Raw genomic sequence first — 10,867 nt, forward strand, 5'->3', positions numbered from 1 at the left:
CGCGGGTGGATCTCAGTGGCCGCCCGGGTGGTCGGAGACAGCGGTGCCGCCATAGGGCTGGGCGGTGACCTCCAGATCGCCGGGGTGGCGGCCGGGCTCGGGGCAGGAGAGGGTCACCGTGCGCTGCTCGCCGGGCAGCAGCCACAGGTAGTTGTCGGAGTAGCGGGTGGGCAGCACCCGGTCGCCGGACCGGCGCTCGCGCAGCGAGAGCCTGACCATGGGGGCGACCGAGTCGCCGGTGTTGCGGACCGTCGCGCTCACCGAGAGCCGGCCGTCACGGGAGGACACCCGGCCGCTGGACAGCCGCAGCTTCGCCCCGGACAGCGTGTTCAGCGCCTTGAGGTCGGCGGGCTCGGCGCAGCGCCAGTAGGTGTTCTCCGACAAGGTGGTGCCGTCCGCGCGGGTCAGCCGCAGCCGCACCAGGTGGACGGGATCGCCGCCGGTGGTGTCGGCGACGGTGAAGGCCGGGGCGGTGGCGGACGCGGGGATGTCCACGGTCTGCCGCTGCGCCGCGGCCAGCCGGCGGCCGGACAGGTCGAACACCTCGGCGGTGACGACCGCCGAACGCAGCGCGTCGGCGGTGTGGTTGACCGCGAGCACGCCCCAACTGCGCAGGTCGGCCTGCACGTGGTGCGCCTCGCAGCCCGAACGGGCTCCGTAGTAGCTGCCGTTGACGTCCAGGTCGTAGTCGTAGGTCTGCCAGACGGTGCTGTGCCAGGCCGGGTTGGACATCCACAGCAGCAGCCCGCTGGCGTCCTTCCACAGGTTGGCGTTCCACGCCTCGAACATGGCGCGCATCGACTCGAAGTTGACGAACTGGGCCTTGGTGGCGAACTCCTCCAGTGAGGACGACTCCCCCAGCCGCTCGTCGATCGCCGCCTTGTAGTTCTGCGGGTACTGGTTCCCCTTGGTCGACCAGTCGTGGTAGTTCCACACCGTGCTGATCGGCCAGCCCTGCTCGTCGCCGACGAGGTTCTGCATGCTCTCGGCCACCGACACCGTGGGGATGCCGATCTCGGTGTGGAAGCCGAACGTGCCGGCGCCGTAGGTCTGCGGCGAGTAGTACTGCGCCGGGTCGATCCAGGCGTAGGGACCGCCGCCGCCGACCACGCCGGCGGCGGAGTTGCTGACGTAGCGCACGCCCGGGTGCTCGGCGGCCACCGCGTCGGCGGTGCCCGAGTCGATCTCCCCCGACGGCGTGCCCTCGTTGGCCCCGCACCACACCGCGATGGCCGGGTGCGACCGGTAGCGCAGGATCGTGTCGCGCACCTGGTCCAGGTACAGGGCGTGGTTCGGCGGGTCGAGGAACCAGGCGTTCCAGAAGTCGTTCCACACCAGCAGCCCGTTCTCGTCGCAACGGGCGTAGAACTCCTCGCGGTTGCTGCTGCCGATCCAGTTGCGGATCATCGTGAAGTTCATGTCGCGGTGCATGCCGACGACGGCCTCCATCCGGCCGCCGCCCATGCGGCGCAGGAGCTCGTCCCAGCCCCAGTTGCCGCCGCGGCACATGACCTTCACCCCGTTGACGCTGATCTGGAGCTGGTGCGGCCGGTTGTCGACGGCCTGCACGTCCTTCCAGGTCGTGCCGTCGTCGCTGACCTGCACGGTGAAGGTCAGCGCGTAGGCGGTCTCCCAGAGCAGGGCGATCCGGTCGAAGGACCGCGCCTGGCCGAGGTCGAGTTGGATCCACTGGTCGTCGGTGTAGTTGGACGACCAGCGGGTCTGCGGGTCGCCGTCGACCGCGTTGGCCGCCGCGTCGGTGTCGTTGTCGGTGGACGACGCGGTGGCGGCGGCGTGCAGCGCGAGGTCGGTGCCCGGGTCCGCGCTGTCGGCCACGGACAGCGTCCACAGCGACACCCCGAAGCCGGTGGCCCGCTTGCCGCCCTGGACGCGCAGGTAGCGGGCCTGCTGGGCGGGGATGTCGAGGGTCTGCTCGACGCGGTTGGCGCCGGGGGCGAAGGTGATCGGGTTCTCCGAGGCGTACGCCATCTCGCGCAGCCCGACCCGGACCGTGCGCCGCTCGCTGGTGGCGCCGCTGACCGAGGCGGTGACCTCCAGGTCGTGCAGGGTCGGCTCGCCGTAGCCGTTGGGCCACCACAGCTGCGGGTCGCGCAGCCGCAGGGCGCTGAAGTCGGCGGGCGCGAACACCGCGTCGACGCTCTGCCCGGCGCCGACCGTCACGTTCTTGCGGACCCGGGCGCCGGCGATCGCGGCCTCGACGGTCACGGTGCGGCCGGCCGAGGCCGCGTTGCGCACCGGCACGGTGAGCGTCACCTCGGCCGTGGAGCGGTCGGGCAGCGCCGGCAGTACGGTGTCCACCCGGACGTCGCCGATGACGGCGTCCCCGGTGGCGCGCAGCCGGACGTGGTTCCAGATGCCCATCACGCGGTCGCGGACCGCCGGCATCCAGTCCCAGCCCGACACCGCGAGGTAGTTGGGGCTGTTGCGCATCATGATGTCGGAGCCGGCGTCGGCATAGGAGCTGCCGTCCGCGCCCTTGTCGCCGGGGCTGCCGGGGAAGGGCATCGGGTCGATCCGGACCGCGAGCACGTGCTCCCCGCCGTGCGCGAGCTGCGCGGTGACGTCCAGCGAGACGCGGGCGGTGGGCTGGGCCAGGTCGCCGACCTTGGTGCCGTCGAGCCAGATCTCGGCCTTGTGGTTGACGCCGTCCAGCTCCAGCCAGACGCGGCCGTGGCCGCCGCCGAAGCCGTGCGGGAGGTCCAACGTCCGCCGGTACCACCAGGAGTTGCGGCTCAGCGCCTCCGGGACGCGCATGTTGTCGAACCCGCGGACCGGGTCCGGCAGATGCCCCTCGGCCACCAGCGACGCCAGGATCGTGCCGGGGACCTGCGCGCGCAGCCAGCGCGAGGTGTCCACGCCGTGCGCGGAGATCCGCGCCCCGTCGTCGGTGCCGGCCATGTCCTCCAGGGTCAGGTTCCAGCCGGACTCGATCGGCACGGTGCCGTCGTCCGCGATCCGCAGCGCGGGCACCGGCCGGACGCCGCTGGTCCACTCGGTCCAGCCGGAGGCGTCGGGGCGGTGGCCGAGCGCGGAGCCCAGGATCTGGAAGGAGTTCAGACCGAGCGGGTTGGGGTTGGAGAGGGCGGTGCCGACCATCCGGACCCAGCGCGCGGTCACCGGCTCGTCCAGCACCACCTCGACCGTGCCGCCGGTGCTCGTCGTGCCCTCGTGGACCGCCGTCCACTTCTCGCCGTCGGCGGAGACCTCGATCCGGAAGGCGGTGGCGTAGCTGGACAGCACCTCCCAACCGGTGGTGCCGTTGCGGGGGTTGACGTCGTCGGCGGGCTTGTAGACGGAGTCGCCCTCGGCGGCCTCGAAGACCAGCACCACCGAGGTCACCCGGCACGGCCCCTGCAGGTCGACGGCCACCCACTGCGGGCCGTCGGTGTCCGCCGCCCGCCAGCCGCTGCCCTTGGGGCCGGTCTGCGCCATCCGGTCCACGACGAAGGAGCCGGGCGCCGGCCCGTACGCGGTCGAGGAGACCTTCACCGGGCGGTAGAGCGCGAGGTCGCCGGCGGCCGGGCGACCGCCCGCGGGCGCCGCCGGCGTCCCGGGCGCCGCCACGGCCTGGTCGGCGAACACACCGGTCAGCGTGACGCTCGCGAGTACCGCGGCGCCCGAACGGAGCATGCCCCGGCGGGAGAAGCCGGCGCCGCGGTTCACCGCCTCGGCGCCGCGGTTCGGGTCCTCGGTGATGTCGTCGGGCACGGAGTGCTCCTTGGTTCTTGGGCGCGGGGCGGCCGAACGGGTGCCGGGGCCTCGCGAGTTCGACAACGTTGTCAAAGAGAAGCTGGACGACATTTTTCGGTTCACGGGGGTGCGCGTCAAGGGTTTTGTTGAACCGGTTCAACAAACGAAGGGCGGCGGCCGGTTCGGCAGCCGCCCGGGACACAGGATTCGCGTCACGGGCGTTGACACCGGCCACACCCGGTCGTAAAACTTGGCTCGCCTCCCTCTCGAACCGTTTCAAGCGCACCAGCGGACCGTCGCTGACAACGTTGTCAGATCGCCGGCCCGCCCCGCCCGCACCGTCACCACACCTTCCGCAAGGAGCCTGGACGTGGCCCTGTCCGCAGATCGGCGGCCCGCCGCAAAGCCCCGTTCCAGACGTTCGACGACCGTCACCGTGGCGGCGCTGGCCGGCGCGCTGCTCTCCGTGCTGCCCGCGCAGAGCGCACTCGCCGACCACGGCCAGGACGCCGGAGGGCACGGCTCGTTCGCGACCTCCTTCGAGCCGGCCGACTCCGCGCCCGACTGGCAGAGCACGCCGGACAGCGACCGGCACGGCCGCCCGGCGGTCTCCGCGGTGTACCCCGACTCCGGTGCCGGGCTGCCCGGTTCGGCCATGTCCCAGGTGAGCGGTGTCACCGCGAGCGGCGAGGTGCCGCCCGACCACACCGCGTCCGCCGCCACCGACGGCGACCCGGGCACGTCCTGGCAGGCCGCGAGCCGGGCGCCGAGCCTGACCCTCGCCCTCAAGTCGCCCGCCACGATCACCACGTACGCCATGACGTCGGCGTCCGACTGGCCCGAACGCGACCCCAGGTCCTGGCAGTTGCAGGGCACGACCGACGGGCAGACCTGGCGGACGCTCGACACGGAGAGCGGGCAGTCGTTCGGCCAGCGCTCGCAGACCAGGCTGTTCACCGTCCGACACGCCGGCTCGTACGCGCAGTACCGGCTGGCGGTCTCGGCGAACAACGGCGACAGCAACACCCAGCTGGGCGAACTCGCCCTGGCCGCCGCCCCTTCGGCGCAGCCGGGCATGACCGCCTCGGTCGGCGACGGCCCCGCCTCCAGCCCGACGGCCAAGACGCATGCCGGCTTCACGGGCACCCACGCCCTGCACTACGCGGGCTGGCAGCTCGGCGGCCACGGCACCGCGCGGGACAAGGTCTACCAGGTGTCGCTGCCGGTGCGCCGCGACACCCGGCTGTCGTACGACGTCTTCCCCGAGCTGACCGGCAGGGACCTCGGCTACCCGAGTACGTACGTCTCGGTCGACCTCGCGTTCAGCGACGGCACGTACCTCAGCGACCTCGGCGCCACCGACCAGTACGGCAAGGCGCTGAGCCCGCGCGGCCAGGGCGAGGCCAAGGTGCTGCAGAGCGACCAGTGGAACGCGGTCACCGCGGACATCGGCAGGGTCGCGACCGGAAAGACGATCACCCGTGTGCTGGTCGGCTACGACAACCCGGCCGGGCCCGCGCACTTCTCCGGCTGGCTGGACGACATCAGCCTGGCGCAGGCGCCGCCAAGCAACGACTGCGCGCACCCGTCGACCTGTGTGATCACCACGCGCGGCACCAACTCCTCCGGTGACTACTCGCGCGGCAACGACATCCCCGCCACCGCGCTCCCGCACGGCTTCAACTTCTGGACGCCGGTCACCGACGCGGGCAGCACCGGAACGGAATACGCCTACCAGCGCGGCAACGACGCCGCGAACGAGCCGGAGCTCCAGGCGCTGTCGCTCAGCCACGAGCCGAGCATCTGGGTGGCCGACCACCAGACGTTCCAGGTGATGCCGTCCACGCTCGCCGCGCCGACCACCGCGAGCCGCACCGCCCGTGCGCTGCCGTTCAGCCACGCCAACGAGACGGCCAGGGCGGACTACTACGGGGTGACGTTCGACAACGGCCTGCGCGCCGAGATGACACCCACCGACCACGCCGCCGTCATGCGGTTCACCTTCCCGGCCGGGGACGGGAGCCTGCTCTTCGACAACGTCAACGACAACGGCGGCCTGACCGTCGACCGCGCCGACGGCGTCGTCAGCGGCTATACCGACGTGGCCGGCTTCTACGGCGCGCCGCGGATGTTCGTCTACGCCACCTTCGACCGCCCGATGACGGGCAGCGGCACGCTGCCGGACGGCGGCGGGTCGAAGGTCAGCGGCTACGCGGGCTTCGACCTCGGCGCCGACCGGCAGTTGACGATGCGCATCGCCACCTCCGCGATCAGCCTCGACCAGGCCAAGCACAACCTGGCGCTGGAGATCGGCGGCGCCGGCTTCGACCAGGTGCACGCGGCGGCGCAGAAGGCGTGGGACACCGCGCTCGGCGTGATCAAGGTGGGTGGCGCCGGCCAGGACCAGCTGACCAGCCTCTATTCCAGCCTGTACCGGCTGAACCTGTATCCCGACGAGCTCTTCGAGAACACCGGATCGGCGTCCGCGCCGGTCTACCAGTACGCCAGCCCCTACTCCCCCGGCACCGGCCAGAACACGGAGACGGCCACCGGATCGGCGGTCAAGAAGGGCAAGCCGTACGCCAACGAGGGCTTCTGGGACACCTATCGCACGGCATGGTCGCTGGACTCGCTGCTGTACCCGAAACTCACCGGCGAGATGATCGACGGCTTCGTGCAGCAGTATCGTGACGGCGGCTGGATCGGGCAGTGGACGGCGCCGGGCTATCTCGGCTTCAGCGGCACCAACTCCGATGCCGCCATCGCCGACGCGTACCTGCGCGGGGTGACGAACTTCGATGTGCGCGGCGCCTACGAGGCCGCCGTGAAGGACGCCACCATCCCGTCGTCGGGCATCACCGGGCGCCCTGACGTGCAGCACTCCACCTTTCTCGGGTACACCCCGCAGTCCGACACCTCAAGCGCCTCGGTATCGCTCGAGGACTACCTCGCCGACTACGGCATCGCCCAGATGTCGCTGAAGCTGAGCCAGGACGCCAAGCCCGGTGATCCGCACCTGCGCGAGTACCAGGACAACTACACGTACTTCAGCGACCGGGCGCAGCACTACACGGACCTGTTCGACCCGTCCGTCGGCTTCTTCCAGCCGCGCGACGCGGACGGCACGTTCGAGCAGCCGGCGTCGACGTACAACCCGCTGTCCTGGAACGCCACCGACTACACCGAGGGCGACGGCTGGACGTACGCCTTCGCCGTCCCGGAGGACGGCAACGGGCTGGCCGACCTCTACGGCGGCCGGGCCGGACTGGCCGGCAAGCTCGACCAGTTCTTCGCGACGCCGGAGACCGCCCAGTACGGCGGCAGCTGGCTCGGCCCGTACCACGAGATGTTCGAGTCCCGCGACGACCGCATCGGGCAGTGGGCCTTCAACGACCAGCCGTCCATGCACGTCCCCTACATGTACGACTACGTGGGCCAGCCGGCCAAGGCTGCGGAGCACGTACGGGACGCCGAGAGCAGGCTGTTCACCGGCAGCACCATCGGGCAGGGCTACCCCGGCGACGAGGACAACGGCTCGATGTCGGCGTTCTACATCGACAACGCGCTCGGCCTCTACCCGCTCCAGCAGGGCTCACCGACCTGGGTGGTCGGGTCGCCGCTGTACGACCGGGCCACCATCCGCCCGATCGGCGGCCGCACCGTGACGATCACCGCCGACCACAACTCCGACCAGAACATCTACGTCCAGTCGATGCGGGTCAACGGCCGCAGCTCGGACCTGACCTACGTGCGGCAGAGCGATCTGACCCGCGGCGGGAGCATCGACTTCCGGATGGGTCCGCGGCCGTCCTCCTGGGGCACGAAGGCCGCCGACGCACCGCCGTCACCGACCAAGGGCTCCCGGCCGGCCGACCCGCCGTCGGACCTGACCGGCCCCGGCGAGGGCACCGCGACCGCCACCGGCGGCACCGACCCGGCGCCGCTGTTCGACAACACCTCCACGACGGCGGCCGCCTTCCCGGCCGGCCCGGCCTCGGTCGGCTACCGGTTCGACCAGCCCCGGCACATCGACCAGTACACCCTCACCAGTGCCGCGCAGCCCGGGGGCGACCCGGCGGGCTGGACGGTGAGCGTGTCCGTCGACGGTACGCACTGGAAGGTGATCGACCGCCGCAGCGGGGAGCAGTTCGCCTGGCGGCAGCAGACGAAGGCGTTCAGTCCGGCTGAGGCAGCCGGCAGCTACCAGTACGTCAGGATCGACTTCGATCCACCCGCGACCGGGCGCCTGAACCTGTCGGAGGTGGAGATGCTCGGCTGATCCGGGGGCGGCGGTCGCCGGTCACCTGCGGGTGAGCCCGTCGAACTGCGCCTGCTCGTCGGCACGGTCGGCGAGCGCGCGCAGTTCGCCGGCGTAGGCGGCCCAGACGTCGCGGGTGAGGAAGTGGCCCACTCCGGGCAGCGTGCGCAGGCGGGCATCGGGGACGGCGCCGGCGATGTCGCGCGCGGCCGCGACGCGCAGCAACGGGTCGCCCTCGCCGTGCAGTACGAGGGTCGGCGCGGTGATCCGGGCGAGTGGGCCGCCGTGCCACTTCGCGCCGATCTGGCGGCTCTGCGCCTTCTGGTCGCGGAAGCCGGCGACCTGGTGCGCCGCCTCCTTGTCCACGAACTCCCGCACATCGTCACAGGATCGACCTGCTGGAGCACGCGCTCGACGTACTCGACGGGCCACCCGGCGAGCCCCGAGCGCAAACTCGAGGCATTCGCCCTCCTCAGCGGCCTGACGGCGCTGTTCGTCCAGAACGAGACGGCCGCCACGGACACCGGCACCGCACGGAGAGCCGCCTACCTCCGGCACGTCGCCGCCGCGGGAAGCCACCCCCGCATCACCGCCCTGCTCGCCGGTTCCCCGGCCGACGGCAATTCCGTCGACCGGTTCGACGCCGTGCTCCTGCGCGCCCTGACCGGCGTGCTGGGCTGACTCCGCCGCATCCCGCCCCGGAACCGATCCGCCGGTCCCGGTCATTGCTCCGCGGTCAGCTCGGCCTGGTGCCGATCACGACGGTCGCGTACAGCTCGTCGCAGGTCGCCACCCGGGGTTCCAGGCCGTCCGCCGCGACGACGGCCACCGCCGTGGCGGCCTGCTGCTCGCTGACCTCGAACAGCAGCGCGCCGCCCGGCGCCAGCCACCGCGCGGCCTGCGCCGTCACCCGGCGCAGCACGTCGAGGCCGTCGGGGCCGCCGTCCAGCGCCATCAGGGCCTCGTGCTCGCGGGCCTCGGGCGGCAGGAAGCCGACCGAACCGCTGGGCACGTAGGGGACGTTGGCGGCGAGGAGGTCGATCCGGCCGCGCAGCCCTGACGGCAGCGGTGCGAACAGGTCGCCCTGGTAGACCCGGCCGCCGGCGCCTTCTGTGTTGCGGCGAGCGCAGCGCACGGCGGCGGGATCGAGGTCGGCGGCATGCAGCTCGACGCTCTCCAGCGTGTCCGCGAGCGCCGCCCCGACGGCTCCGGAGCCGCAGCACAGGTCGAGTACGACCACCGGCCGGTCCGCCGGCCGGCCGCCGATCGCGACCGCCTCGCGCACCAGGAACTCGGTACGCCGGCGCGGCACGAAGACCCCGGGATCGACGGCGACCCGCCGCCCGCAGAACTCGGCCCAGCCGAGGACGTGTTCGAGCGGCAGCCCCGAGGCGCGCCGCTCGACCATCCCGGCGAGTTCTTCCGGGGACGTGGCGGCGCCGACGAGCAGCCGCGCCTCGTCCTCGGCGAAGACGCAGCCGGCGGCGCGGAGCCGGTCGACGACCGCCTGCTCGGCGGGCGCGGGGCGGTCAGCCGCGGCGGGCGTTTCGGGCAGAGATGACAGATGTTCGGACATGAGTACCTTCCGGGAGGCCGACGAGCACTCCCCCGGCCCGGCTACCTGTGGGCAGCGGGAACCGCACGGCCGTACGGCGGGAAGGCCCGGCATGAACTGGCGGTGATCGTTCCCACCTCCTCGGTCGGCGATGACGTGAAGTCGTCCACGCTCAACCTACCCCACGCGAGGCAGCGCCCGGCGCCGATGAGCCCGCCGCCGGGTGACGGCGGATCGCGATCAGCGGGGGCAGGGCCGCGGCGGGGACGCGTCCGACAGCCAGCCGGCGATGCCGGCGGCCGCGGTGGCCTTCGCTTCGTCGGGCAGGGCGGACGCCTGGACCGAGGTGGCCGCGATCTCGGCGAGCACGCGGTCCGGCAGTCCGAGATGCGTCCGGCAGAGCTCGTACTCCTGGAGCAGGCCGCTGCCGAACAGCAGCGGGTCGTCGGCGTTGACGCTGCACCGGACGCCGGCCGCGAGCAGGTCGGGCAGCGGGTGCGCCGCCAGGTCGCAGACGCCCAGTTTCACGTTGCTCGTCGGGCAGACGTCCAGGCAGACACCCGACGCCGCCAGCCGGGCGAGCAGGTCGGGGTCCTCGACCGCGCGGACCCCGTGCAGGATCCGGTCGGCGTGCAGCAGATCGAGCGCGTCGGTGACGCTGCCGGGCCCGAGGAGCTCGCCGGCGTGCGGTGCCGCCCGCAGTCCACCGCGCTTGGCGAGGGTGAAGGCGTCGGCGAAGGCGGACGGGGGGAACGCGGCCTCGTCGCCGTCCAGCCCGAAGCTGACCACCCCCTCCGGCATCAGCTCCACGGCCAGCCGCGCGGTGTCGACCGCCGCCTCGGCGCCGGCGTGCCGGTTGGCCGCGACCATCAGGCCGAATCCGACGCCCCGGAGCGCGGCCGCGTCGCGGCCGGCTTCCAGCACCCGCCGCACGGCTTCGCGGTCCGGCCCGAGTCGCCCGGCGAACAGCCCCGGCCACACCGAGACCTCCACCCACACCGCGCCGTCGAGTGCGGCGTCCGCCACGATCTCGCCGACGATCCGGCGCAGGTCCGCCGGATCTGACAGCACCTCGTGGACGGCGCCGATGGTCTCCATGAAGACGTCGAAGGAGGAGTAGCCCAGGCCCCGCGGCAGCTTCGGAGGCGCGAGGCCGCGCCTCGCGCACAGCGCCCGCAGGCTCTGCTCCCGGACCGCGCCGTCGAGATGGAGGTGCAGGTGCGCCTTGGGCAGGTCCACCAGGGCGCGCGCCCGGCCGTCGCGGTGCTCGGAGGGGGCGGGCGGCGGACCGCCTCCCGAGGCCCGGTCCCGGTGCGAATCGTCCACCCGACGACACTACCGGC

The 10,867-nt window shown here is 72.6% G+C and carries 6 protein-coding genes; 2 read left to right on the forward strand and 4 right to left on the reverse strand.

The window, feature by feature from the left end; all coding sequences use genetic code 11:
- Nucleotides 1–12: 12 nt before the first annotated feature.
- Nucleotides 13–3,651, reverse strand: a complete 3,639-nt coding sequence (locus tag ACQPW6_RS01560) for a discoidin domain-containing protein (protein ID WP_433894389.1) — start codon at nt 3,649–3,651, stop codon at nt 13–15.
- Between the two features lie 430 nt (nt 3,652–4,081).
- Here ACQPW6_RS01560 and ACQPW6_RS01565 point away from each other — a divergent pair, with 430 nt between their 5' ends.
- Nucleotides 4,082–7,990, forward strand: coding sequence for a GH92 family glycosyl hydrolase (locus ACQPW6_RS01565; RefSeq protein ID WP_433887673.1), 3,909 nt, complete (start codon nt 4,082–4,084; stop codon nt 7,988–7,990).
- Nucleotides 7,991–8,011: 21 nt separating this feature from the next.
- On the opposite strand, the gene ACQPW6_RS01570 is transcribed toward ACQPW6_RS01565, so the two are convergent.
- Nucleotides 8,012–8,335: an alpha/beta fold hydrolase gene (locus ACQPW6_RS01570; RefSeq protein ID WP_433887674.1), complete on the reverse strand. Its 324-nt coding sequence runs from the start codon at nt 8,333–8,335 to the stop codon at nt 8,012–8,014.
- Here ACQPW6_RS01570 and ACQPW6_RS01575 point away from each other — a divergent pair.
- A complete protein-coding gene (locus tag ACQPW6_RS01575) occupies nt 8,315–8,650 on the forward strand; it encodes a hypothetical protein (RefSeq protein ID WP_433887675.1) in 336 nt (111 codons plus the stop codon). The genes ACQPW6_RS01570 and ACQPW6_RS01575 overlap by 21 nt on opposite strands.
- A gap of 55 nt (nt 8,651–8,705) precedes the next feature.
- Here ACQPW6_RS01575 and ACQPW6_RS01580 read toward each other — a convergent pair whose 3' ends face one another.
- Together ACQPW6_RS01580 and add are read right to left on the reverse strand one after the other, a co-directional pair.
- Entirely contained in the window at nt 8,706–9,545 is an 840-nt protein-coding gene (locus ACQPW6_RS01580; protein WP_433887676.1) for a putative protein N(5)-glutamine methyltransferase, read from the reverse strand.
- A 219-nt stretch (nt 9,546–9,764) separates the two neighbouring features.
- Complete coding sequence (gene add / locus ACQPW6_RS01585) at nt 9,765–10,850, reverse strand: adenosine deaminase (protein WP_433887677.1); 1,086 nt, start codon at nt 10,848–10,850, stop codon at nt 9,765–9,767.
- Nucleotides 10,851–10,867: the final 17 nt, after the last annotated feature.

Source organism: Streptomyces sp. CA-111067 (assembly GCF_050956065.1).
In the GTDB taxonomy this organism is placed as follows: domain Bacteria; phylum Actinomycetota; class Actinomycetes; order Streptomycetales; family Streptomycetaceae; genus Actinacidiphila.

What these genes read in the sequence shown, in the direction of transcription:
- ACQPW6_RS01560 (WP_433894389.1), bottom strand. Translation starts at nt 3,651, where the DNA reads ATGCTCCGTTCGGGCGCCGCGGTACTCGCGAGCGTCACGCTGACCGGT.
- ACQPW6_RS01580 (WP_433887676.1), bottom strand. Translation starts at nt 9,545, where the DNA reads ATGTCCGAACATCTGTCATCTCTGCCCGAAACGCCCGCCGCGGCTGAC.